The organism is Aeribacillus sp. FSL K6-2848, from assembly GCF_038004325.1.
Classification (GTDB): Bacteria; Bacillota; Bacilli; order Bacillales; family Aeribacillaceae; genus Aeribacillus; species Aeribacillus composti.
Genome location: NZ_JBBOQQ010000001.1, coordinates 3319522 through 3345152, shown reverse-complemented (window position 1 = coordinate 3345152; position 25631 = coordinate 3319522). Strand labels below are relative to the sequence as shown.

The 25631-nt window shown below is 37.3% G+C and carries 26 protein-coding genes; 15 read left to right on the top strand and 11 right to left on the bottom strand.

The window, feature by feature from the left end; genetic code table 11:
- Positions 1 to 4: 4 nt before the first annotated feature.
- The 8 genes from NSS70_RS16130 to NSS70_RS16095 all read left to right on the top strand — a co-directional run bounded on the left by NSS70_RS16130 (position 5) and on the right by NSS70_RS16095 (position 7588).
- A complete protein-coding gene (locus NSS70_RS16130; protein ID WP_066248956.1) occupies positions 5 to 238 on the top strand; it encodes a hypothetical protein in 234 nt (77 codons plus the stop codon).
- Between the two features lie 15 nt (positions 239 to 253).
- Positions 254 to 1363: a GerAB/ArcD/ProY family transporter gene (locus NSS70_RS16125; protein ID WP_339193246.1), complete on the top strand. Its 1110-nt coding sequence runs from the start codon at positions 254 to 256 to the stop codon at positions 1361 to 1363.
- A complete protein-coding gene (locus NSS70_RS16120; protein WP_340881955.1) occupies positions 1360 to 2562 on the top strand; it encodes a Ger(x)C family spore germination protein in 1203 nt (400 codons plus the stop codon). Before NSS70_RS16125 ends, NSS70_RS16120 begins: the two co-directional genes overlap by 4 nt.
- 122 nt (positions 2563 to 2684) lie before the next feature.
- Positions 2685 to 3032, top strand: coding sequence for a YlbF family regulator (locus NSS70_RS16115; RefSeq protein WP_094244619.1), 348 nt, complete (start codon positions 2685 to 2687; stop codon positions 3030 to 3032).
- Positions 3033 to 3215: 183 nt separating this feature from the next.
- A complete protein-coding gene (locus NSS70_RS16110; protein WP_063387297.1) occupies positions 3216 to 3632 on the top strand; it encodes a GreA/GreB family elongation factor in 417 nt (138 codons plus the stop codon).
- 176 nt (positions 3633 to 3808) lie between these two features.
- Entirely contained in the window at positions 3809 to 5038 is a 1230-nt protein-coding gene (locus NSS70_RS16105; protein WP_340881952.1) for an ROK family transcriptional regulator, read from the top strand.
- 95 nt (positions 5039 to 5133) lie between these two features.
- Positions 5134 to 5997, top strand: a complete 864-nt coding sequence (locus NSS70_RS16100; protein ID WP_094244621.1) for a Cof-type HAD-IIB family hydrolase — start codon at positions 5134 to 5136, stop codon at positions 5995 to 5997.
- 97 nt (positions 5998 to 6094) lie between these two features.
- Positions 6095 to 7588, top strand: coding sequence for a coproporphyrinogen III oxidase (locus NSS70_RS16095; protein WP_130158840.1), 1494 nt, complete (start codon positions 6095 to 6097; stop codon positions 7586 to 7588).
- A gap of 760 nt (positions 7589 to 8348) precedes the next feature.
- On the opposite strand, the gene NSS70_RS16090 is transcribed toward NSS70_RS16095, so the two are convergent.
- Positions 8349 to 8534, bottom strand: coding sequence for a YhzD family protein (locus NSS70_RS16090; RefSeq protein ID WP_339193242.1), 186 nt, complete (start codon positions 8532 to 8534; stop codon positions 8349 to 8351).
- A gap of 179 nt (positions 8535 to 8713) precedes the next feature.
- On the opposite strand from NSS70_RS16090, the gene NSS70_RS16085 reads away from it, so the two are divergent.
- The 4 genes from NSS70_RS16085 to NSS70_RS16070 all read left to right on the top strand — a co-directional run bounded on the left by NSS70_RS16085 (position 8714) and on the right by NSS70_RS16070 (position 14233).
- The gene (locus NSS70_RS16085; RefSeq protein WP_339197153.1) at positions 8714 to 9952 is read left to right on the top strand and encodes a metallophosphoesterase family protein; all 1239 of its coding nucleotides are present in this window, start codon (positions 8714 to 8716) and stop codon (positions 9950 to 9952) included.
- A gap of 13 nt (positions 9953 to 9965) precedes the next feature.
- Positions 9966 to 12944, top strand: coding sequence for an ATP-binding protein (locus NSS70_RS16080; RefSeq protein WP_339197151.1), 2979 nt, complete (start codon positions 9966 to 9968; stop codon positions 12942 to 12944).
- Between the two features lie 80 nt (positions 12945 to 13024).
- A complete protein-coding gene (gene yhaM / locus NSS70_RS16075; protein ID WP_066248928.1) occupies positions 13025 to 13969 on the top strand; it encodes a 3'-5' exoribonuclease YhaM in 945 nt (314 codons plus the stop codon).
- A 69-nt stretch (positions 13970 to 14038) separates the two neighbouring features.
- Positions 14039 to 14233 (top strand): sporulation YhaL family protein, encoded by a 195-nt coding sequence (locus NSS70_RS16070; protein WP_063387307.1) that lies wholly within the window; start codon positions 14039 to 14041, stop codon positions 14231 to 14233.
- A 272-nt stretch (positions 14234 to 14505) separates the two neighbouring features.
- Here the strand turns inward: NSS70_RS16070 and NSS70_RS16065 are convergent, their stop codons facing one another.
- On the bottom strand, positions 14506 to 15342 hold the full coding sequence (locus tag NSS70_RS16065; RefSeq protein WP_066248925.1) for a peptidylprolyl isomerase: 837 nt from the start codon (positions 15340 to 15342) through the stop codon (positions 14506 to 14508).
- Positions 15343 to 15551: 209 nt separating this feature from the next.
- On the opposite strand from NSS70_RS16065, the gene NSS70_RS16060 reads away from it, so the two are divergent.
- Positions 15552 to 15638, top strand: coding sequence for a YjcZ family sporulation protein (locus tag NSS70_RS16060; RefSeq protein WP_063387309.1), 87 nt, complete (start codon positions 15552 to 15554; stop codon positions 15636 to 15638).
- A gap of 63 nt (positions 15639 to 15701) precedes the next feature.
- Here NSS70_RS16060 and NSS70_RS16055 read toward each other — a convergent pair whose 3' ends face one another.
- On the bottom strand, positions 15702 to 15881 hold the full coding sequence (locus tag NSS70_RS16055) for a hypothetical protein (protein ID WP_066248923.1): 180 nt from the start codon (positions 15879 to 15881) through the stop codon (positions 15702 to 15704).
- Between the two features lie 123 nt (positions 15882 to 16004).
- On the opposite strand from NSS70_RS16055, the gene NSS70_RS16050 reads away from it, so the two are divergent.
- Positions 16005 to 16343 (top strand): DUF1878 family protein, encoded by a 339-nt coding sequence (locus tag NSS70_RS16050; protein WP_063387310.1) that lies wholly within the window; start codon positions 16005 to 16007, stop codon positions 16341 to 16343.
- On the opposite strand, the gene NSS70_RS16045 is transcribed toward NSS70_RS16050, so the two are convergent.
- From NSS70_RS16045 to NSS70_RS16010, 8 genes are all read right to left on the bottom strand, one after another.
- On the bottom strand, positions 16327 to 16929 hold the full coding sequence (locus NSS70_RS16045; protein WP_066248920.1) for an HTH-type transcriptional regulator Hpr: 603 nt from the start codon (positions 16927 to 16929) through the stop codon (positions 16327 to 16329). The two genes, NSS70_RS16050 and NSS70_RS16045, sit on opposite strands and share 17 nt — an antisense overlap.
- A gap of 295 nt (positions 16930 to 17224) precedes the next feature.
- On the bottom strand, positions 17225 to 17590 hold the full coding sequence (locus NSS70_RS16040) for a hypothetical protein (protein ID WP_063387312.1): 366 nt from the start codon (positions 17588 to 17590) through the stop codon (positions 17225 to 17227).
- 319 nt (positions 17591 to 17909) lie between these two features.
- Positions 17910 to 18437 (bottom strand): tryptophan transporter, encoded by a 528-nt coding sequence (locus tag NSS70_RS16035; protein ID WP_063387314.1) that lies wholly within the window; start codon positions 18435 to 18437, stop codon positions 17910 to 17912.
- Positions 18438 to 18519: 82 nt separating this feature from the next.
- Positions 18520 to 19599: a 3-phosphoserine/phosphohydroxythreonine transaminase gene (gene serC / locus NSS70_RS16030; protein WP_063387315.1), complete on the bottom strand. Its 1080-nt coding sequence runs from the start codon at positions 19597 to 19599 to the stop codon at positions 18520 to 18522.
- Between the two features lie 130 nt (positions 19600 to 19729).
- On the bottom strand, positions 19730 to 20152 hold the full coding sequence (locus NSS70_RS16025; RefSeq protein ID WP_063387316.1) for an HIT family protein: 423 nt from the start codon (positions 20150 to 20152) through the stop codon (positions 19730 to 19732).
- 665 nt (positions 20153 to 20817) lie between these two features.
- On the bottom strand, positions 20818 to 22029 hold the full coding sequence (locus tag NSS70_RS16020; protein ID WP_066248913.1) for an ABC transporter permease: 1212 nt from the start codon (positions 22027 to 22029) through the stop codon (positions 20818 to 20820).
- A complete protein-coding gene (locus NSS70_RS16015; RefSeq protein WP_339197144.1) occupies positions 22013 to 22762 on the bottom strand; it encodes an ABC transporter ATP-binding protein in 750 nt (249 codons plus the stop codon). Before NSS70_RS16015 ends, NSS70_RS16020 begins: the two co-directional genes overlap by 17 nt.
- Positions 22763 to 22873: 111 nt before the next feature.
- Positions 22874 to 23380, bottom strand: coding sequence for an antibiotic biosynthesis monooxygenase family protein (locus tag NSS70_RS16010; protein WP_339197141.1), 507 nt, complete (start codon positions 23378 to 23380; stop codon positions 22874 to 22876).
- Positions 23381 to 23513: 133 nt separating this feature from the next.
- Between NSS70_RS16010 and NSS70_RS16005 the strand changes: the two genes are divergently transcribed.
- Positions 23514 to 25622 carry a transglycosylase domain-containing protein gene (locus tag NSS70_RS16005; protein WP_340882551.1) on the top strand — a complete coding sequence of 703 codons (2109 nt, stop codon included), beginning with the start codon at positions 23514 to 23516 and terminating at the stop codon, positions 25620 to 25622.
- The last annotated feature ends 9 nt before the right edge of the window (positions 25623 to 25631 follow it).

Below are 25631 nucleotides of genomic sequence, written 5' to 3'. Positions count from 1 at the left end.
ATGAATGTGGAACATAATCGGCATTCTTTTCGTTTCTGCATGTATTTTTATAATCGAAGCTCTGCTGCTATTAAAACATAAGCTCTGGAAGGATTTTATTGTGTTTATCATTTTTCTTTTTTTAGGAACAGGATTAAGTATTGCCAGATGCATTAATTTTCCTATTCCAAATCCGATTGAATTGCTCACATGGATCTACCAGCCGCTAAGCGAAGCAGTGAACAAAATATTTCAATAAGAGGTTGGTGAAGGTATGTTAGACAACGGGAAAATAACAGCAAATCAATATAAAATGTTAGTTTTATTATTTACGATTGGAAGTTCAATTCTCGTTGCTCCTACTGCATTAGTGAATGATGCGAAACAGGATGCTTGGATAGCAACCATTTTTACGGTCATCATCTCCATTCTTTTAGTGCTTATGTACATTAAAATATATTCAATTTTTCCAAATATGACTCTTGTAGAAATATGCGAGCTTTTGCTCGGAAAATGGATTGGAAAATTCGCGGTTGCATTATTTCTCATGTATGCTTTTATTTTATCGGGTGCATTGCTCAGGGAAATCGGCGACTTTACAACTACTCAAATGATGCCTGATACACCGATCGATGCTATCCATATTGTTTTTATGGGAGTCGTTGTTATGGCAACCCTTTTAGGATTAGAAGTGATTGGACGTTCTTCAGAAATCATTTCATTATGGCTATTCATCCTTTTAGCAATCTATTTCATCGCGATTTTGCCTCAAATCAAAATAGGAAACCTGCAACCGATATTGGGAGAAGGAATGAAACCGATTTTATTTGGGTTTTATCATTTTATTAGTCTGTCGTATTTAGAATTAATCGTTTTTTTAATGATTGCTCCCTTTGTCAATCATCAAAAAGGAGCAAAAAAAGGATTTTTAGTAGGCGTTATAATTGGAGGAATCCTGCTTACATTTGTTGTCATGTTTTCCATTCTTGTTTTAGGTGTCGAAAATACAGCCAGACAAATATATCCGAGCTACGCCCTGGCAAGAAAAATTGAAATTGGAAAATTTTTTCAGCGCGTAGAGGTTATTATGGCGGGAATTTGGTTTTTATCTATTTTTTATAAGCTAACCATCAGTTTTTATGCTTTTGTTTTAGGTCTCTCTCAACTATTTAAAATAAAAGATTATCGTTCGATTACTCTTCCTATTTCTATGATGCTGATTGTGTATGCGATCGCCTTCCATCCGAACATCGTTCACTTTTTTGAGTTTGTACATAATATTTGGCCTTTGTACTCTTTAACGATCGGGTTTCTTTTTCCTCTCATCCTGTTGGGTACAGCTCTAATGAAAAAACGTCAGCGTCATGTGAGGGGAAATAGATGAATAAGCGGTTGACAAGTCTTTTATTCATATTGGCGTCCATCATGTTGCTGGCAGGCTGCTGGGATCGGAGGGAGTTAAATGACATCGCAATCGTTTCAGCATTAGGAATAGACAAAGTAGATGATGAATTACTTGTAACGATACAAGTGATCAACCCGGGACAGGTAGCAACTGTAAAACAAGGGGGAATAACAAAAGCTCCTGTTAGAACATTCCAGTCGAAAGCGCGTACATTGTCTGAAGCGATGAGAAAAGTGACAACTTTCTCGCCAAGAGCCGTTTATTCAAGTCATCTCCGCATGCTGATTATTGGAGAGGATTTAGCAAAAGAAGGAATGGGGGAAATTATTGATTATGTAGTAAGGGGGAAAGAATTTCGGACAGATTTTTATCTCTCTATCGCTAAAAACACTAGAGCTGAAAACATTTTAAAAGTACTTAGCCAGCTGGAGACAATTCCCGCACATAAATTAAGTTCTTCATTAAAGTTATCTGAAAAATCATGGGGGCCTATCGAAACAATAGAAATCAATCAATTTGTCAACGAGTTAGTTTATAAAGGCATTGAACCTCATGTGATAGGTGTAGAAATAATAGGCAATCCTGAAGCTGGAGAAAAAATAGAAAATGTTGAAAAAACAAAAGCTGATGCGTATCTCAAATTTGGTAGTGTAGCTATCATGAGGAAAGATAAGTTAGTTGACTGGTTAACGGAGAAGGAAAGCAATGGTCTCCATTATGGATTAGGAAAAGTGCAAAGAGCAGTCATTAATGTGCCATGCAAAGAGAAGAAGGTGGCAATTGAAACGATCCGAACAAACAGCAAGATTCAAACAAAAGTTGACGGTCATCAGTTTAAAGGCACCATTCAGTTGCATATAGATGGGTCGGTAGCCGAAGTTCAATGCGAACGAATGGATTTGGAGAAAATAGAAACGATAAACCTTTTGCAGAAAAAAGCTGAGGAAAAGGTTAAAAAAGATATTCTGACAGCTATTCAAGCTTCCCAGAAAAAATATGAAGTAGATATTTTTGGATTTGGAGAAGCCCTTCATCGCAGCCATCCGTCGATTTGGCATAAAGTTAAAAAAGATTGGCATGCTCATTTTAAAGATATACCGGTTCATGTGGATGTTGACGTAAAGCTAAGGAGAATCGGCACAATTAATAACTCTCCTCTTCATGAAATGAAACCGTAGCTTCCCGAACTTCCAAAAAAAAATTCCTCAGGGTGTAAGGGAATTTTAAAACTTTTTTGACAGGCGGCCTTGTCATCCTTTATATTAGCTAAAAGGGCTCGCGGAGCGAGGAGGGATTAGGAGTGTCTAATATTTTATATAATTCCGCGTACGATTTGAAAAAAGCATTAGAACAAAGCAAGGAATATATTCAATTAAAAAAATTGTATGATGATGTCCAACACGATGAATCAGCGAAAAACATTTTCCACAACTTTCGCAGCACTCAATTAAACCTGCATGAAAAACAAGTAACCGGAAAAGAAATTACTGAAGAAGAAATTATTCATGCAGAAAAATGCGTTCAATTAGTACAGCAAAACGGCAAGATTGCTGCATTGTTGAAAGCAGAGGAAAGCATGAATATGCTTTTACAGAGGATAACCAGCATTATTTTGGAGCCGCTTGATGAGCTTTATAAAACAAAGTGAGTAGTAAAAGAAAAGAATATCAAATCAAGGATTTTATTGAAAAAAATAAAATATTTGGTAGTCTAGAGTGAGATGTACTTTTTGTGCATCTCTTTTTTCATTTTCAAAATTGGAGGGAACAGATCATGAACCAAAGACTCATTTTCCATTTTTTTATTAAAGAAAAAGGAGGTGGCATATTTTATGAGCCATAGTACACTATCCAGCTTAAAAACGGCATTGCGAGAACAATTAACGCTTTTTCAGAAACAACAAAATGACAGAACTTCTCCAATCGGCCGATTTTATATGAATAATCAAAAAAAGTTTTTGCAATATGTAAGGGAATTGGAACAGCTTTTTAATCAAGAAGATGAAGATATTTTCACAAAAGTTTTTATTGGGGCGACAGTGAAAATTGTATATTTGGAAGAAGAGGATGAAGAAACATATACAATCTGTTTTCCTGAAGAAGCTGATCCTGACCAAGGGAAAATTTCATTTTTATCTCCCATCGGTAATCAGCTGCTGCTTGAAATGAGAGGAAATTCGATTGATTTAGACATACCTGGAGGAAAAACAGCTGTTAAAATTTCTGAAATCCATTATTTAGAAAAATAAATTATGAAAAAATGAAAGGGGAAAAATCCCCTTTCATACTCTTAATTCATTTCCTCTTTCAGCATCGAGCTGTAGGAATTTCTAATAAAATATTACTTGCGAAAACCTTGATTCATTGAGATACTAAAATGTAAGGGTTTACATTACGAGCCTCTGTATATTTCGGGGTGGTTGTCATGAAAGATGAAAAAATTGTCGGCAGTTTCCAATTAATGAAATCATTGAATAAATCTTTAATTCTTAATACAATTCGGACACACGGATCGATTTCAAGATCTGACATTGCGAAAGAAACAAAATTAACACCTCCGACAGTCACAAATATTGTAAATGAATTGTTGGAAGAAGGATTGGTAAAAGAGTGGCAGACCGGATCTTCCAGCGGGGGAAGAAAACCCATTTTGCTGAAAATCAACTCATCAAATTTTTATGTTTTCGGTATTGATATTAGCCCGAGGGAAATCCGATTTGCCATCACGGATTTAAACGCTCAAACACTTTTATATAAAACAATCACGATGAAAGAAGAGATGACGAGTTCACGTTTGTTCCAAATGATTGCCAAACAGCTTTACATTATGATGGATGAAGCTTGTATAGAATTAAAAAAATTTGTAGGAATTGGCATCGGTATTCATGGCAGGATTGACGCAGATGAAGGTTCAAGCGGTTTTGCTCTCCAATTGCAGCATCGAAATGTACCGTTAAAAAAAGAGCTTGAAAAAGAATTTCGTCTTCCTGTCAAAATTGAAAATGATGTTCGTGCCATGGCAATAGGCGAAAACTGGTTTGGCAGCGGGGTGGGAATTAGCAATCTTGTATGCATTAAGATCAGTCATGGAGTTGGGGCAGGTTTTATTTTAAATAAGAAGCTGTTTCATGGAACGAACGGACTAGCGGGTGAAATCGGCCATATGTTTATAGAAAGCAGCGGTTTGAAATGTTCGTGTGGGAATGAAGGATGTTTAGAGGCGCTTGTTGGGTCTGAAGGGATTAAACAGCGTACATTAAACAAAATATCCCTTGGGTATAAAACGAAATTAATAGAACGGACAAACGGAATGATAGAAAATGTGAACGGAGAACTGATTTATGAGGCTGCATTAGAAGGAGACCTGCTTGCTAAAGACATTTTAGAGGAGACTGGCAGGTATTTAGGAATTGCCATCATGAACATTATCCATTTATTCAATCCAGAGCGTATTATTATTGGGGGCGGATTAGCAAAGGCAAAGAATTTTATTTTAACTCCGATTCAAGAAGTGGTTGAACAAAGAGCTTTGACAGAGCAAGCGAAAAAAACAGAAATTGTGTTGTCAAAGCTGGGAGATCAAGCGACGGTCATTGGCGCTGTTGCCCTAGTGCTAAATGAAATGTTTTCTGTTCAATATGAATCGGTGTCATAATGTTTCCCCTTCCTTTAGTACACAAAAGTTCTAATTTGTCTCACAAGGACATATTTTCATAATAGAATTTAACAACAAGAGAAGGGGGACAACACATGCTCTACCGCTTGCTTGCCTTAAATATCGACGGAACGCTCCTCCGTTCAAATGGACGCCTTCAGCATTCTACGAAGGATGCGATAGAATTTGTTCAAAAAAAGGATGTATATATTACTTTGGTGACGAACCGCCATTTTCAATCGGCAAAAAAAGTTGCAAAGGCGCTCAAAATAGACAGCCACTTAATTACTCATGGGGGAGCGTTCATCGGAAACCGTTTAGATGAACCTCTTTATGTGAAGCGAATTTCAGAAGAAAAAACATTTAATATTGTGCAAGTGCTCGAATATTTTAATTGTAATATTCGAATCATTCATGAGCGTTTTTCGATCGGCAACCGGAAAAAAATCTCTTCAAATCTTGTAAGCAAAATGCTATTGAATTCGTCAGATCCGCTTTTTTATCCAATTCAATTTGTAGAATCTCTTGCTGATGCGTTAATTGATGAGCCAGTAGCTGCCCCAAAAATTGATGTATATTTTGATACGAAGGAGGAATTGAAAGAGGCGGAAAAAACGATACTTGATTCTTTTTATGATGTAGATGTGATCGAGATTCATGACGGAAAAATTGAAATTGTTCCAAAGGGAATATCTAAACTGAATGGCTTGCAGGTACTTGGCAATCATTTAGGCATTAAGCTGGATGAAATGGTCGCAATCGGCGACGGCCTTGACGACTTGGATATGATCCAGCAGGCAGGTTTGGGGGTTGCGATGGGGAATGCTCCGTTTGAAGTAAAACGGGCAGCAGACTGGATCACGAGGTCGAATGATGAACAAGGCGTTTCATATATGGTAAAAGAGCATTTCCGAAAACAATACCCAATTAAATTTTTAAATAAAATTAAAAACAGATAAAAAACATCCGCTTCTTAGGATGTTTTTTTCGTATTGACTGAAAAAATCCCCTTTAGTACACTATAAGGAGTTTTATTCTATTCGACAAGGTGATCACATGCGCATTCAAATCAGCGGCATAAATGATGAACGTTTTATGCGGCCTCTTCAGTTAATATCTAATTTGTTTTTTGAAGAAGCCGAAATTTTTTTAAAACCTTCTGAACATGATATCGAAGCATTATTCAATTTCGAATTCAGACAAAGTGATTTTCGGTTGGCTTGCGAGCTAAAAGCAGAAGGAAAAACGTATGAAGCTTTTTTAGAAAAAAGCTTTACCGCAACAGATGAAAAAGAACAATTCAAACAAATGAAGCAGGCGGTATTGAATGTTTATGTAACAGCTCTTCAACAGTATACGGGAATTACGCAAAAATGGGGGATTTTAACAGGTGTCCGACCCACTAAGCTTTTTCATAAAAAGAAGCTTGAAGGAAGAAAAAATGAAGAAATTTATAAACAATTAAAAGAAGATTTGCTCGTATCAAATGAAAAAATTCGCATCATGGAACAAATTGTAGAAAAACAATTAACTGTTGTTCCTGATCTTTACAATTTGACAAAAGAAGTAAGCATTTATATCGGCATTCCTTTTTGCCCGACAAAATGTGCATATTGTACCTTTCCTGCCTATGCTATTGGCGGCAAGCAAGGAAAAGTTGATTCTTTTCTCGGCGGTCTGCATTATGAAATGAGAATGATCGGCGAATGGCTAAAAGAACGAGGCATCAATATTACGACCGTTTATTACGGCGGAGGGACACCGACAAGCATTACGGCAGAAGAAATGGATATGCTTTATGAAGAAATGTATACATCTTTTCCAAATGTTGATCGCATTCGGGAAATCACAGTAGAAGCCGGCAGGCCGGATACAATTACAAGAGAGAAGCTGAATGTTTTAAAAAAATGGAACATAGACAGAATCAGCATTAATCCTCAATCATATATACAGGAAACATTGAAAGCAATCGGAAGACATCATACAGTTGAGGAGACGATTGAAAAATTTCATTTAGCTAGGGAAATGGGCATCAACAACATCAACATGGATTTAATTATTGGACTGCCGGGGGAAGGGTTAAAAGAATTTGAGTTCACCCTTGAGGAGACAGCCAAATTGATGCCTGAATCATTGACTGTCCACACGCTTTCCTTTAAGCGGGCATCGGAAATGACAAAAAACAAAGAAAAATATAAAGTAGCTGAACGAAGCGAAGTAGAAAAAATGATGAATAAAGCGGTTGAATGGACAAAGGCAAATCATTATGAGCCTTATTATTTGTACCGGCAAAAAAATATTTTAGGAAATTTAGAAAATGTCGGATATTCCCGGAAGGGTTATGAGAGTATATACAATATAATCATCATGGAAGAAATGCAAACGATTATCGGATTAGGCTGCGGGGCATCAAGCAAATTGATCGACCCGGTTTCCCGGGAAATCACTCATTTCGCCAATCCGAAAGATCCGAAATCGTATAACGATGGCTTTAAACATTATACAAATGAAAAAATCAAATTGCTAAACGCTCTTTATGGCGAAAATTGATAATTTTACGCTCCACAACGTATCGGGTCGTGTTGAAAGGAGGGCCCGATAGAAAACAAGAGCTTGGGAACGTCGAAAATGGAGAACGATTTCCGTATTTCCCTAAAAACACTTTAGAACAAATTTTAATAGATGAGATCGCGAGACTTAATCTAATCATAAAAGCGATTGCGCCATTAGCCTGCAACAAACGTAGCCGGCAGACTTCAGACAAAACATACAAAAGCAAGTAGAGAAATACGAGCTATTCTCTACTTGCTTTTATTTTTAGGACTTCTTGGACAGCCTCTGATAAATCTGTTTCATCATGTTAGCTTTAAATTAATGGGATGATATTGAAGGGGGCTCTGTGAACAAAATGGGAGATAATAAGATGTTCATCATAATTGGAATAGTCGGTCTTTTAGCTATTACTTTTTCAAATTTAGTTCTTAAACATGATGTCGTCGCGACCATTATTAGCATTGTTGTGATCGGGATTTTAGTAAGCTCCAGAACCAAAATCATCCTAATTTTTGGGAGTCAGTTTTGGAAAGAAAAATGCCCCCCACAAAATGCTGGGGACTAGGAAAAAACTGATTTTAGATGCCCACTACAATTTTTCCACACGGGTAAAGTCATATCTATTTAGATATTTTAAATTAGCCTCATAAAATTTTGGGAGCAGGATGAATATAGCGGGCGGCTTATGCCGCGCAGTATTTTTGTTGTGAAAGACTTCCCCTGTCATTGTTTTGTGGACTGTCAATCCTGATAAGTTTTAGCGATGAAATAAAACAAGCCGGCCAGAAGAAGTAACTAAGCGATGCGCGGTATTTAAACATTGATGCTCCTTCAATATTTTTGAACCGATTTCTTTTGCCTCTTGTTCTGAATTTGCTTCAAACTTTTCATTTAAAAGCAGTTCTCCTTTGTTTGTAAACGCAGTTAAAAAATATGTCGGCATTTCAAACATCCTCCTTTTTTAAAAAATATATTTCTTTTTCCTGAAAAAAAATCCTTTCAGCTTTTTTTTAAAAATTTTTTGGCAGGGGCCCGGGTACCGGGATGTATTTTTTCACTTTAAAATGATATAATATGGAAAAGCAAACGTACGTTCCGGAAACGAGTGAAAAGAGGGAGACTATGACTCGCCGCATAACATTTATACATACGGCAGATTTGCATTTAGATAGTCCGTTCACAGGGCTTGAGCATTTGCCGGAAAGCATCTTTAAAAGAATTCAAGAAAGTACTTTTACGGCATTTGAACGTGTAATTGAACTGGCGGCAAAAGAAAAAGTCGATTTTATACTGATCGCAGGAGATTTGTATGATGACGAAGACCGCAGTTTGAAAGCCCAGTTGAGATTAAAGAAACAGTTTGAACGGCTCAATGAAGAAGGCATCCAAGTTTTTATTATTTTTGGAAATCATGATCATACAGGAGGTAATTGGGTTCATATTCAATGGCCTGAAAACGTTCATATTTTTTCCGATCGTGATGTAGAATGTATACCGTTTGTCCGCGACGGAAAGGTTTTAGCCAACATTTACGGCTACAGCTATCCGACTCGTTCGGTTACAGAAAATATTGTCTATAAATTTCAAAAAAGAAACGAAGCGCCGCTTCATATCGGTCTTCTTCACGGCACCGCGTCAGGGACGGAAGGACATGAGCCGTATTGTCCTTTTACGATTCAAAATTTATTGGAAAAAGATTTTGATTATTGGGCTTTAGGACATATACATAAACGGCAAATTTTACATCATTCCGACCCTCCGATTATTTATCCGGGAAATATCCAAGGCCGCCATAAAAAAGAAACGGGAGAAAAGGGAGTGTATCTTGTAGAATTAGCAGAAGGCGGGAAAAGCTCGTACCGATTTGTGCCGGTATTTGACATACTTTGGAATGAAATCAAGCTCTCTGTAAATGAAATAGCTGCTGTTGGCGAGCTATATGATCATATTCGAGCGGTAAAGGAACAGCAGAGACGAAATGGCTCGGCTCTTTTGACAATTATGCTAGATGGAGCTTCATCATTGTTTTGGGATCTTATGGATCAGGATCATTTGGATGAGCTTGCGCAAATATTGAATGAAGAGGAAGAAGGAAAGAACGAATTCGTTTGGATTGTTTCCATTCAGCATCAAATCGTGCCGAGCGACGACTTTTTCTCCTCCTCTTACATTTCGAAAGATTTTGAACAAATTTTGGATCATTTTCATCAATTTGACGAAGCGATGGAGCCTTTGTATAAAAATCGTTTATTTCGGCGTTTCTTTCAATCTTTCACAGAAAATGAAAAAGAAGAATTGATAAAAGAAGCGAAAACAATGATTTATTATGAGCTGTTTAAGCAAGAATGGAAGCGGTCGTAAAAAAGGTGATAAGATGAAAATAAAAGAACTGCATATTTATGGCTACGGAAAATTTGCAGATAAAAAAATTTCATTTTCGGATCATGGCATACAAGTCATTTACGGTTTAAATGAAGCCGGAAAATCGACGCTGATGTCTTTTATCCATAGCATGCTGTTCGGATTTCCCGTTAAACAGCATCCGGATAAACGGTTCGAACCGAAAGCGGGCGGAAAATACGGCGGGGCATTAATCATCGAATGTGAAAATTTCGGAACAGTAAAAGTGGAGCGCGTAAAAGGGAGAGCCGCAGCGGGGGATGTAACTCTTTATTTCCAGGATGGACGGACAGGAGGGGATAAAGAGCTGGCTGAAATTTTAAAAGGAACCGACAGACCAACATATCAAGCGATTTTTTCCTTTGATTTATTCGGGCTGCAAAAAGTGTATGAGCTGAATCGTGAGAAGCTGGGAAAATATTTATTTTTAACAAGTGTATTCGGATCTGATCAGTTATATCGTTTAGAGGAGAAACTGCAGAGAGAGCAGGAGGATTTGTATAAACCGAACGGACGAAAACCGTTGCTGAACAGATCGTTAAATGAACTGAAGGAGGACTTTGCAGAACTGCAACATGCAAAAGAACAGCAGCGCGCTTACAATTTTTTGATCAAAGAAAGGGACAGCTTAGAGAAGCAGCTGAAGGACTGCCAGAACGAGAAGGTGATGCTGAAAACAGAACGGAAAAAAGTGGAAAAACAAATAGCAGTTCTTCCCCTTTTGGAAAGACGGAAAGAATGCTTGCAGCTGCTAAAAGATTTTCCTGACGGCATTCAATTCCCGGAGGACGGGTTTGTTCGGCTGGAAAAGCTTTCGGCAAGAAGAGACGAAGTTTTAGAACAGCTGGGAAGGGTGCAGGAAAAAGAAAAGGGGATCGAGGATTCCTTATCAGCCTTGAAGATCGACGGCCGTCCAGCTGACGAGACAATATTTGAGGAATTAAAAAGTCAATTTCCCCTCATCCAAAAACAATTAGAAGAACAAAAACTTTTCATTGTTCAACAACAAATGCTGGAAGGACAGATTCATGAGGAGCTCATCTATATTTTCGGCCATCAAGATGAAAATGCTATAAAAAAAATCGACACATCTGTTCGCATGAAGGAAAAAATAAAGGATGCTGCGAAGAAATATGAACAATTATTTCAAAGAAAAAAGCTTCTCGATGAACAATATGAGCGTGCCCAATATTCGCTGGAAGAATGTGAGCGCCGCATAAAAGAATACGAATCTTTTCTGCTTGATCCATCTGAAAGGGAAAGATTAATAGAGGAGCAGTCAGCCATAGAACAAGAAATGGCGCAAACGGCCGACAAACATTATTTAAAAGAGCAGATTGCCCAGTTAAAAGCAAAAATCAATGAAAGAGAAAAAAAGAATCGGGAAAAATTAAAAAAATGGAAAATTCTCACTGTATCTTTGCTATCTGTTTTTGCGTTTGCCATTGTTCTTTCGTTTGTTTATAAGAATTGGCTGTTTTTAACAGCGTTTCTTCCATTCATCATTGTTTTCTTTTTCTTCCGTCCACAGGATGATGAGCTGTTAAAGCATTTACAAAATGAGCATGAACAGCTTGTGAAAAAACTTGATAAACAAAATGATTCCCGAATCTTGGAAAGAACGTCGCGTTTGAAGCATATTAAGGAAATATTATGGAAGGATCAGCAAGTCCGCCAAAAAATTGAGATCGAGAAGATGAATTATAAAGGTAAAGAACAAGCTTATGAACGGATTCTTTCGTTATATGACGAATGGGAACATGAAAAGTATCAATTGCAACATTTAATTTTCCCGTTTTATGAACATTTTCATCTTCCGAAAGAAGCCGAAGGATCACAATTGCTTGAGCAGTTTGAACGCATCGCAAGCTGTCAAAAGCTGATAAGAGAAAAAAGAATGTTAGAGGAAAAAGTTCGTTTGTATGAAGAAAACTTAAATCAGTTTAGAAAAAAGTTTGATCCTTTGTGTGAATATTATAACATTCGTGCCGACTCAATTGAGAAACGCTATTCAGAACTGAGAAGAATAATGGAAGAAAATATAAAGAAACGATCGCAAAAAGAGGCATTGATGAAGCAGCTAAAAGAGGTTCAAGAGGAAAAAACAAAATTTCGTTTGACCTTTCAAAGCATTGAAAGAGAATTAGAGAAGCTGTTTCAGTCAGTCGGAGCAGCAAGCGAGGAAGAATATAGAAAAATAGGAATGCTCAAAAAAGAGAGAGAAAAAATCGAAACCGAATTAAACTGGATTGAAGGGCAGCTGCGAACGAAAGGATTATTGACATCAAGCGATATGAACGATTATCAAAATGAGAGGGCTTTGAAAGAGCGAGAAACATTTCTTGAGGAAAAAGAAGAAGAACTCGAAAAAATGGAGGATTCTATCCGGAAGAAATTAGCGGAAACAGAAATAGAGATTAGAAAAATAGAACTATCAGGTCTATATTCTGAGTTGAAATATTCGTTTGAAATGAAGCGTTCTGTAGCAAAAAAGCTTGCGAAAAAATGGGCGGCAATGGCAGTGGCAAGAGAGATGCTGAAACATACGACGAATTATGTTCGAAATGAAAAAATGCCGAAGTTGTTGCATAAAATGGAATATTTTTTCCGAATAGCAACGTCTGGGGAATACGAAAACATTTATCTGGCGGAGGGTTCGCCTTCTTTCTCAGTGAAAAGGAAAGACGGGCTTGTTTTTACGGCTGAAGAACTGAGTCAAGGAACAGCTGAACAACTGTACACGGCGATCCGGTTTGCGCTGGCAGAAAGCATGCAAAAGAGAATTCATCTTCCATTAATGATCGATGACAGCTTTGTGAATTTTGATCATTTGCGCATAAAAAATATTGTGAGTATCATGAGACAGCTGTCGGATCATCATCAAATGCTGCTGTTTACTTGCCATCAGCATATATTATCTTACTTTCAAGACGAAGAAATCATTTACTTATAAAATATATTTGTCAGACCGTCGCACATTTGGTTCGTATGCTATACTATAAGTTACGAGGCGGAAAGTGGAAGGAGAATACGATGGCTAAAGGAATTATTCATTACAATGTTGGGGAGCAGGTAGATCTTTTTTTGCTGATAAAATCAGTAACAAAAGGTATTGCAAGCAATGGAAAACCTTTTTTAACGTTAATTTTGCAAGACCGTTCCGGGGAAATTGAAGCAAAACTATGGGATGTGAGCAAAGAAGATGAAGAAAATTATCTGCCTCAACAGATTGTTAAAATATTTGGCGATATCCATCATTACAGGGGAAGAAATCAACTGAAAATCCGCAACATCCGATTGGCAGAGCCGCATGAAAATTTAAATGTACAGGATTTTGTAGAAAGAGCGCCATTATCTCAAGAAGAAATGGTTGAAAAAATTACGAAATACATATTTGAAATGAAAAATCCAAACATTCAACGGATAACAAGATTCTTGATGAACAAGCATCAAAGCGCTTTTCTCTTATATCCGGCGGCGACGAAAAACCATCATGAATATGTATCAGGCCTTGCCTATCATGTTGTTTCCATGCTTGATCTTGCCAAAGCGATTGCTGACTTTTATCCGAGTTTAGACAAGGATTTATTATATGCCGGGGTCATACTTCATGATCTTGGCAAAGTAATTGAGCTGTCGGGCCCCATTTCCACTTCTTATACAGTTGAAGGGAATTTGCTTGGGCATATTTCCATCATGGTAAACGAAATTGGAGAAGCAGCGAAGGAACTTGGGATTTCCGGCGAAGAGGTCGTCATTTTGCAGCATATGGTATTGAGCCATCACGGGAAACCGGAATGGGGAAGTCCGAAAATGCCGATGGTTAAGGAAGCGGAAATTCTCCATCATATTGATAATATCGATGCAAAAATGAACATGCTGGACCGGGCGCTTGAACGAGTCAAGCCGGGAGAATTTACGGAACGGATTTTCGCTCTGGACAATCGCTCATTCTATAAACCGTCATTTCATCGATAGAGAATCATAATATAGAGCCCCTTGCATAAAATGAAATAAAAAAGCTTGTCTATGCAAGGAGGAGATGGAATGACGTTTCTGCCGTGGTGGGTATATTTATGTATTGTTGGAATTATTTTTAGTGCATATATGGCATATAAAACAGCTAAAAAAGACAAAGAAATAGAAGAAATTTTTATTGAGCGGGAAGGAAATGTATATATCGAAAGAATGAAAAAAGAAAAAGAAAAGCGAGCGAAAGAAAAGATGACATCTGCAAATTAGAAACAAAATTGTGTCAGCTTTTCTACTATGCTTTCAATTTCCTCTATCCGACCAGCGGGAGCGCGACGATTTTCGGAAAAACATCATCAAACAGTCAAAAGACATCAGACAAAACGTGAGCTGCTTTAATCCGGATAAAAAGATCCATTGTCAACCCGGCAAAGCTGGTGCAGGTTGATAAAAAAACATTTATATACGCTGTCATGTTTTGAATGCTAAAAAGAGGGGACGAAGCTTTGCTTTTAGTCCCCCTTTCTTCTATATGTCATATGTTAATTTTGGGTTTCAAACAAATCTTTTAGATCTTTGTCGTTTACTTTTACATCTGCGTTTTTAATTGCTTTGTCAATAGCTTCCTGCATCAATGACGGATCAGATATTTTCTGTTTTTTGACATCTTCTTTCAGGCTGTCTTTCATTTCTTCGAATGGTTTTACCGTCTGAGTGATTTTAATAATGTGGTAACCGTATTCTGTTTTAACAGGATCGCTGATTTCTCCTTCTTTTAATTTAAATGCCACATTTTCAAATTCTTTCACCATCTGGCCTTTGCCAAACCATCCAAGATCTCCGCCGTTGGAGGCAGATCCGTCGATCGAATATTCTTTTGCCAAATCCTCAAATTTTTCGCCTTTATTAAGTTTTTCTTTTACTTCTTTCGCTGTTTTTTCATCTTCCACTAAAATGTGGCTGGCGCGTACTTTTCCTTTCAATGAATCATAATATTCTTTTAAATCTTTATCTGTAATTTTAATATTCGCTTCTGTTGCCTTCTTACGTAGCAAGTCGACCTTCACGATTTGTCTCAAAACCTTGTCTCCGTATTGCTGAGCAATTAAATCGTACTGGGAGCCGTACTGCTGTTTCATTTTTTCGAGCTCTTCATCAATTTCTTTGTCGGAGACTTTAAATTTTTCGCTTAATACTTTTTCATGCACAAGTTCTTGTAAAACATCTTTACCAAAACGGTTTTTCAATGCTTCATAAAATTCGTCCTTCGTAATATCTCCGGCTTTTGTTTCAACGACCGCATCATTTGCACCGTTTGAACATGCATTCAAAGCGAATAAGCTGGCCGTTGCGATAACCGCTAATGCAAATTTTTTCATACTTTACAACTCCTACCTTTTTTTGTCTATCTAAAACAAATATACTCACATTTTGACATGAAACTATATGATTTGCAACTGTTTGTCCAAGTAATGGAAAAATCGTTTCGAATTTGGGTTAAGAAAATTCCAGTAAGAAGGACAAATGCCTATGCGAAAAAAAGAACAGTGCATACGATAACGTAAAGACACAAAAAGGGGGTGTCGTGATGAGCGGAGGATATGGTGGAGGCTTTGCGTTAATCGTTGTATTGTTCATCTTACTAATTATTGTTGGTGCTGCTTGGATCTATTAATGGTTTCAAAAAAGTCGGCAGAAGAGGTTTTCTGCCGGCTTTTTTAATGAAGTAAAAAAACTTTTAAGTAAAGGAAATTTCTATGTATGATGAAATTAGTAAAATGGTAATTAAGACATTAATGGTGCGGAATACGTTTGACTGTTTTTCTTCAGGGAGTTCACGAATGGAACAAAGAGCAGTTGTCAGTTTGTTTATATAAAATAGAATGAAGACGGCAAAAATGATAAAATATAATAGCATTTGAAATCCCCCCTTCCATTCATACCTATTACAATATCAAAATAATGACAAAAAAGATAGGGTTATGGGAAATTTTTGGGGAGTTTTCAGCCCCCATTATGAACCGAAGAAAGATGTGATGGAATGAAAGATTTAGAAAGAAGACTGGAAACTCTAGAATATTATATGTCTTTGTTTATGAAAATGATGAATATTGAAATGTATCCTTTCTACAAGCTCGTGATGGAAAAAGGGCTTATGAAGGAGGAAATAGAAGAGGTTTTTCGCATATGCGATGAATTAGCAAAGGAGCATAAGGAGCAAAAAGCGCAAGGATTTGTATATTTTGAAAATCTCCTTACGCTTTTTGCCGGACAGCTGACGCCAAAGCTGGATGTCAATGAAACGATCGATGCCCTTTATTTACAAGGGCTGTATACTGAATTAATGAAAGACTTAAAACGAACTATTGATTCACTGTAGTTTTTAAATAAGAATGTTCCTCCACATCTTTCTTTTTCTTGATTTTTCCGTCTTCAATGACAAAGTCATTTTCGATATTATTGAATGAGCGTTCAAAAATTGTCATGAAATCGTCTCCGTAAATGTTTCGGATAATTGCTGTAATTTCGATCATTTCAGGAAATTTTCCGTATAGATTTTGCAGCGGAAGCGCGCCTTTCAGAACGGTGTTTTTGGATGGATCATAATCTTCAAGAAGCTTAAGCAGCACTTCCTCTCCTTTTTCTGTTAATTGTATGTAAGTATTTCTTTTATCATTTTCTTTTTTGGAAAATTTTAAATAACCGCGTTCTTCTAATTTTTTCGAAAAGTTGAATGCCGTCGATACGTGCATGACCCCAAATTTTGCGATTTCTGAGATCGAGGCTCCTTTTAAATGATAGGCGATCCATAATATATGATGTTCATTGATGTTTAAATCATATGGTTTAATCCAGCGCTGCCAATCCTTTTCAATGGATTTCCAAAGCGCTTTGCTTAGCTGAGCGACACGCTGGCTGAACAGAAGTGCATCTTTTATCGTATAGCTGTCGAGCGATCTCTTCAATTTTTCCACCTACTTTGTATAATACTAACATTTTTAATATCTTCTATTATGCCAATAAAATAAAGATTTATAAAGATGTAATTTACGAAATTTTTAAATAAATAGTGAAACACTAAAAATAGTACACATAGAAGCGGTAATAAATTTTGCGAAGAATGATGAGAACGATCAAGATTTTCTATACTGTAACAATTTTTCATGATTATAAATTATAGCAAAAAAGAATTGACACCCTGCCAATTCTTTGACATGCTTAATATTTTTAATTGTAAAAGGCTTCCGCAAACTTGAAGCGTCAGTTTCTTTCTTTTTTGATTTGATCTTCTAGCTCTGTTAATTTATCTTTAATCTCTTTTACATGCAGCTCCAAATTTTTTTTATTCGGATCAATTTCCATCTGCCATGCTTGAATGGACCGATTGACATCTGCAGCGACTTCTTTAGCAATTTGCAAGCCTTCTTTCGCTGATTGTGCGATTTGCTTTTTTAACGATTTCCCATCAGATTTCAAGTCTCCAAATATGTTTTCAAGCTTATGCAAATTGCATCTGGTCTTTTTTAAAACATTGCCGTTCCTCGCTTGAGCCGTAATCAGTGCAGCTGCTCCGGCAACAACACCGCCGACGAAAAATCCATATAGAAAAGATTTGCCTTTTGACATTTTTACCACTCCTATAGTTCCTTGTTTTCAAAATCCGTCAATAAAAACATAGCCTTAGTTGAAGATGCATAAACTAAAAGTAAGGGAGGGAAATTATGGCGGGTGTTATTTTTTTATTTTTTATCATTAGCATGTTGTTTCTTGTAGGAGCTTTTTATAATTTGAAGTTAGCCAATTCTGCGAGTTCATATCCTCCAAAACATCTTCTGAAAAAGAGGGCGTCAGTTTTAGCGATTGGCGGATTAACGTCACTTTTAATAGCTTTTCTTCTTTATTATATACAATAATAAAACCCGATCATAGATCGGGTCAATCTGTTTTATTTATTTTCTGATAGAACGTTAGAACGTTTAAGAATGCTTTCAACAATGGGATAAATAATCACCATTGCAATTGTATTGATAACTGTTGCCGGCAATACAACCGCAAGGAACAATGCAGTAAATCCGGCGCCTCCTGGGAGACCTACAAGTAAGAGCGCTGCTAAAAGAAACACTGTGCCGGAAATTAATGTTCCTATGACTGTTAAAATTCCCGCCCTTGCTATTGCTTGTTTGAGTGGTTTTAAGGCTAGAAATAGAAAATATATTAAAAATGCCGTCAAAATTTTATCAATAATATTCGGAACGAGTCCGCCGGGAAAACTGGTTGTCAATCCGGATAATATGCCAGTTGCAATGCCCAGCAGACCGGCGTTTGTCATCCCAGGAAACAAGAAAATTCCTAAAAACATCATCAACAGCATCATATCCGGCTTCATCCCGTTAAATATGGGCGGCACAATCGCATGAAGAGCAACGCCGATGGCGACAAATAAAGATAAAATGACTAATTCTTTCGTTCTCATCTCTAAACTCTCCTCTTCTGTTCTCATCTTTAATAAACTTTCCACTATTATAGCGTATGATCGTTAAAGTTAGGATAGGCTTTTAATGTTTTTTTCTGAATTCTTTCATAAACTGGGCGAGCTTTTCACATGCTTCAATCGTTACCGCATTATAAATGGATGCACGGCAGCCACCGACAGAACGATGACCGGATAGACCTATTAATCGATTTTCTTTTGCCTCTTGAACAAACGCTTTTGTCAATTCATCAGACGGCAGCGTAAATGTTACGTTCATGAATGAGCGGCTTTCTTTTTCTGCATGTCCTTTGTAAAAGCCATCGCTTTCGTCTATAGCGTTATATAATATTTGAGCTTTTTGTTTGTTTCTGCGTTCAATTTCAGCTACTCCGCCTTGTTCTTTTACCCATTCCAACACTAGTGAAAGCATGTAAATGGCAAAGGTCGGTGGAGTGTTATATAAAGAGTTTTTGCTTGCATGTGTTTGATAGCTCAAAATAGTTGGTACATTTTTATTTGCTTTTTCAATTAGATCTTTTTTAATGATGACAACAGTGACTCCGGAAGGTCCTAGATTTTTTTGCGCCCCTGCGTAAATGAGATCGAACTGTTCGATATTCAGCTCTCTGCTCAAAATATCGCTGGACATATCCGCAATCAGCGGTGCATTCGTGCTTGGGAACTCATGCCATTGCGTCCCAAAAATTGTGTTGTTTGACGTAATATGCAAATACGCAGCATTTTGGAGCGAATTTGCCTCGAATTGTTTTGGGATGTGTGTGTAATTTGACTCTTTGCTTGATGCCAACACATTTGTTTCACCAAATTTTTTTGCTTCGCTTAACGCTTTTTCAGACCATGCTCCGCTTAAAATATAATAGGCGATATTTTCATTATTCAAAAAATTCATCGGGATCATGGCAAATTGCAGACTTGCCCCGCCTTGTAAAAATAACACATCATACGAATCAGGGATATTAAGCAATTCTTTCAATAAGCTTTTGGCATTATTGTGAACCTCATCATACGCCTGGCTCCGATGGCTCAGCTCCATGACGGACATGCCTGTATGATTGAAATTCAACAGCTCGCCTTGAGCTTTTTGTAATACTTCGACTGGTATAGCTGCTGGTCCTGCATTAAAATTGTATACTCGATCCACGATTCGTCCTCCTTTTAACACATTTATAAAAACATCCTATCATGAAAAAAGGAGAGGGGAAATAAAAAATTTTGTGTCGGTTAGAAAACAGTAAGGATCCTGTTGTTAGGATCCTTTAGCCGTTTATTTTTTATTGCAATCCGCCTTTTATTGTTTCAGCAAGCTGTGCAAGATCTTCTGGAGTATAATCATTTTGATGGGATTTCCATACTATGCCTAAACCATCTTCTTTTCCGTGTCGAGGAATTATGTGCATATGGTAATGAAACACTGTTTGACCGGCTTCTTCGCCATTGTTATTGATTAAATTTAATCCTTTTGGATTCAATTGTTTTTTTACCGCCTTTGCAACCTTCGTAACAGCTTCAAAAAAGTTTCTTGAGATGTCAGGTGTGAGCTCGAAAACGTTTTCTTTATGTACTTTTGGGATGACGAGTGTATGTCCTTTCGTTACCTGCATAATATCCATAAAAGCTAAAACGTGTTCATCCTCGTATACTTTTGCACAAGGAATTTCTCCGTTAATAATTTTACAAAAAATGCAATCGCTCATAATGACACTCCCCGCAATTTTTTTCTTTATTTTACCACGTGTTGAAAATGAAAGAAAACATAAAAAGGAACGAACATAAGTCCGTTCCTTTGAAGAGGGGTTTCAATGCACATGTTAAAAAAGCGATTTAAAAGTGTCTTTCGTCAACACCCCATTTTCAAATAATGAATGGTATTCCTTTTTGACACTTTAAACTTTTGTTAGAACACGACATGAAAAAATTTTAATGACAAACATCTGTTTAAGTGTGTTGTCACCCTCTTCAGTCAATAGCATACCCACTAATTTATTTTTTATGTTGTGTAAAATAAAAAAATTGAGCGTTTTTTGATGATAAATATCAAAAGGCGTTTAACGCCTCGGGAAAAAAATTGGCGACATAAGCAAAAAGCGTTAAGTCCAAAAAACCGCTCGCTCTTAAAAAAAACAATCCGGCGCCGTAAGAGAAATTTGGCTTTGTGAAATGTTTTTAGCATTCGCAGCCATCTGCCAAAACAGGTTGCTTGGAAAATGAACGCTTTTCCTCACGGTCCAAATGAAAAAGAGCTTCCTGTTGAAAATAAATTAGGACGCTTCCTTAAATGTCATAAAGTTTATTCAAACCGTCCATGAAAAACGATAAAAAACAGATGTCCAAGAAGGTTCTTCCGTTCCGATCCATTCCTTTATCGTGCCAAAAACTTTCCCGAAAAGTACATATAAACAAAAATATATGCAAATAACGCATTGACTGCCAGCTGGACGCCGACAAATAAAATATTCGTTTGCGTTAATAAAACAATGGTAAGAACGGCTAGCTCAATGAAAAGAATGGTAAAAAGAAGGCGTAAAAAGCTTTTTTTCTTTACATTTTGTGGAACTGGATATAAGTCAGCGATAAAAAGAGCATCATAATGCTTGTATAAGCTCGTTAATTGAATTCCGGTTAGGAAGAGAACAGCTGCCGGCAAAATGATGCAAGATACAAGTGACAAAGGCAAAAAGATGCTGACAATAACGCCGATCATCAATAAGCGGATAAACAATCCGAAATAATCTCCTGAACGAATGAAGGATCTGGAAAACATATATAAAAATACATTTGATTGCTTGTAAGGGATGAAAGACAAAATCCAGTCCATCCATTTCCGTCTTTTTGCTTCAGCCTTCAGTTTCGGCACATCAGTAAACATATTGGCCAATCTATAAAATGATTGCAATTTGCGATTTTCCTGCAAAATTAAAAATTCCCACTGCAGCGTTTTGTTCCTCGTTATCTTGAAGAAATAAATGGTTACCAATGCCATCATGCCGTAAATAAACAGGGACAGCATGCTTTCCTTAACAGCCAAATAAATTACCGTGAAATTGACAGCATATCGGACAAACTTATCCATTATCTGGGATAACCGCTCTGGAAAATGCGTCATTTTCCATTGAATCCACAAATTCCAATATTTAATAACCGTAAGCTGGAAGATAAGGAATAAATAGTTGATGCCTTCACCTTCACCGCTTTGAAAATATAAAGGTGCAAGAATGATTAGGCATACGATCATTTGGACAGTCTGAAGGATATAGCTGTATATAAAAGCACGCTGAAAATAATGGTTTAATCCTTTTTCCATAGGCAGTAAAAAGATGATGTCAGGTTCTTTTAACAACGTGCGTACTTGCGAAAAAGTTACCGTTAATGCTAACAAGAGTGCCATTAAGAATGCTGATGGAAAATGAGGTGGGAGTTGATCAAGCCATTGCTGATACGCATAGGCTCCTCCGCCTAATAAAAACATAATCACTAAAAGCAGATGATCGTTCAGCATATAACGCAAGTATGTTTGTGTTTCTTTTATATGTGCTGCCAAACGGGCAGGCCAAATATCATTGATTGATCTCATCGTCTTGCTCCTTTGTCAGCCGAATATAAAGATCGTCCAATGTTGCACCAGGCATATTGAATTGCTCCTGCAGCTCAAGTTTAGTTCCTTGAGCCCGGACGGTTCCGTTGTGCAAAATCACAAAAGTGTCACAAAACCGTTCTGCATTTGCTAAAATGTGGGTTGACATTAAAATGCCAGCACCTTGTTTTTTCGCCTGATTCATGAGATCAAGCAGGGCGTGAATGGCTAACGGATCCAGCCCGACAAACGGTTCATCAATTATGTAAAGGGATGGCTGAACTAAAAAAGCGCACATAATCATGACCTTTTGTTTCATCCCTTTAGAAAAATGTGCCGGAAACCATTTCAACTGCTTTTCCATTCGAAATGTTTTTAAAAGAGGATCGAGCCGCTCGTTAAATGTCTCTTCACTGATCCCGTGCGCCATAGCCATCAATTGCAAATGCTCAAATAACGTCATTTCTTCGTATAAAATAGGGGTTTCAGGAACAAAACTAAATTGCTTTCGATATTGCACCGGATCTTCCTGAAATGTTTTGCCGTTAATTTTAATAGTCCCGTCACTTGGCTCCATCAAACCGATGATATGCTTGATCGTTGTGCTTTTCCCCGCACCGTTTAATCCAATTAAACCGACCATTTCATTTTCGTTTACAGTGAATGAAACATTTTTTAAAACAGACTTATTTGTGTACCCGCCGGTAATCTGATCTACTGATAATAAAGTCATATTTTCCGCCTCTCCCCTTTATTTTTTTAAAATTAAATGAGGCTTGATGTATTTAGCCGTTTCAACGATTTTTGCATGTTTTGATCCATTCTTCTCTCTTTCCATTTTAAATCATTCCTTCTCATCTTTTACAATATAATATTTCTTTACTCGGGGTGGAGAAGGAAAAATGAGTTTATCGCTCATCCCTAAAGCTTTTTTAAAGTGGTTAGCAAAAGCTTCGTTTTGATCCCATTTGTTAAAATCTTGTTCTGTCTCCCATAAAGTGAAAATGATATAAGTGTTTTTGAAAAGAGGGCGGAGAACTCTTAAGGCAACAAAGCCCGAATGGCTTTCAATGAATCGAGATAGCTCTTTAAATTGCTGTTCAAATAGAGGTTTTCCTTCATCTGTAACAGATATATAGGTAAACACGGCAAACCCTTCATCGCTGCAGATGCTTCCTCTTTTATCAATAATTTCATATTTTTTGGGTTCTTTAAAAATTGTTGTTCCTTTTGTTTCATGCATAAGGACGGCGCTTTCACCGTCATGCATGAATAACATGCATTCTGCTAGATTATTTTTTTTGATTTTGCTTAAATATTCAATAGTGCCGAAAGCTATATAAACATTCATAACAGTCACCTCGCACGAAAATCACTTGACAATTTGCGAAAAAAGTTAAACATGTTACATACTGTATCCAAAATTATACAATACTAATTATGGGAGTTAAACAGAGGTGAAAACATTGTTGAAAAAAATAAAGATGATCTCGGGAATCGTTTTATCTGCTGCTGTGTTAAGTATTATCGCATACTTTGCCATGATTTGGATAGGCGCTATCGTTGTGGATGAAAAAAAGCTTGTTTTGCATTCTGCGACCTCTTTGATCGATCAAGAAGGACGGCCCATTACGAAATTATATTTAGAAAACAGAGAGATCATCGATATTGATAAAGTTCCGAAGCATGTACAAAATGCTTTCATCGCTGTTGAAGATAAAAGGTTTTATGAGCATCACGGCATTGATTTTCGGGCAATTTCAAGGGCGCTGTTCAAGGACATTGCTGCTTTCAAAAAAGTAGAGGGCGGCAGTACAATCACCCAACAGCTCGCCAAAAATGTTTTTTTAACAAACGATAAAACGGTTTTGAGAAAAATGACAGAAGCTATCATTGCCATTTATCTTGAACAGAAATATAGCAAAAGAAAAATTTTAGAGATGTATTTGAATCAAATCTATTTTGGACATGGCGTATACGGCATCCAGTCTGCATCAAAATTTTTTTTCAATAAAGATGCCTCTGAACTGACTATTGAAGAAGGGGCGCTGCTAGCCGGCCTGCCGAAGGCTCCAGCAGCCTATTCTCCGATTTTGCACCCAGAAAAAAGCTTAGAAAGAAGAAATGCGATATTAACCTTAATGGAGCGCGAAAACTATATTTCTCCGGAGCAAGCTGTCAGAAGCCAGGGGAAAACATTAGGTCTGAATATTCATAAAACGGAAGATAAGCCTTGGCTGTCCGCCTATATTGACATGGTATTTGAGGAAGCAAATAAGTATCATCTTTCAAATGAAGAACTCCTAAAAGGCGGATATAAAATTACCGTTCCGATCAATATCGATGTTCAGGAAAAAGCATTCAAAGTTTTTAAAGAAAAGGCTTATTTTCAAGGTACGAAAGATGATGCTCAAGGCGCTTTTATTTTATTAGATAATAAAACAGGCGGTGTGCTTGCTGCGATCGGCGGGCGAAATTATGTTTCCAAAGGATTTAATCGATTGACAGCGAAGCGCCAGCCGGGGTCAACGTTTAAGCCGATAGCTGTATATGCTCCGGCAATGGAGGAAGGACTTTTTCAGCCTTATTCTCTTCTAAAAGATGAGAAATTGGATTATAAAGGATACTCTCCAAGCAATTACGATGGACGTTATGATGGACATGTAACCATGTTTGATGCGCTCATTCATTCAAAAAATGCTCCTTCTGTATGGGTGCTCGATAAGCTTGGAATCGATAAAAGCAAAGAGTATTTAGAGAAAAACGGGATTTATATTGAGGATAAAGGACTGGCGATTGCTTTAGGAGGACTAAAGTACGGCGTGTCGCCGTTTGATTTGGCAAATGCATACAGAACTTTTGCCAATAATGGTCAATACAGCAAGCCGTATTTCATACAAAAAATTGTGAATGCCAACGGCGATGTAGTGGCAGAAGTAAAAAAACAAAAATATCAAGTTTTTTCTCCGCAAACCTCGTGGAATATGACGAGGATGCTGGAGCAGGTTGTTAAAGAAGGAACTGCCAAAGCGGGACAATATGAAGGAGCTTTAGCTGGAAAAACGGGTACGACATCATTTCCTGGAAAAAAGGGCGCCGTGATGGATGCATGGTTTGTCGGATATACTCCTGACGTGACGGGGGCAGTGTGGATCGGATATGACCAGACAGATGAAGAACATTTTTTAAAGGGTGGGAGCGATTATCCAACGAAAATGTTTAAAAATATTTTAAGCGGTTTGAAATTTGAGGAAAAAACATCCTTTACGATTCCGAAAAAAGTGAAAGATTTAGAAAAACCAATCAGGCTTTCACGAATCCCTTCGCTTTCCGCCACATATCAATTTCACGCACTTCAATTATTTAAAGTGACATTAAAATGGCCTGCTCAAGATGATGACCGGGTCGTATACCGAATTTATGAACGAAGCGGAGAAAGCAAGAAATTGGTCGGATCTGTAAAGGGAAAAGGAGAATATGAAATACCGTATATTAACATTTTTTCAGAGCATTTTTATCAAGTTGTCCCTTATAATCCGCAAACCCATCAGGAAGGGGAAGGTACTGATTTTGTCAGCCCGCGCTGGGAATAACAAAATGCT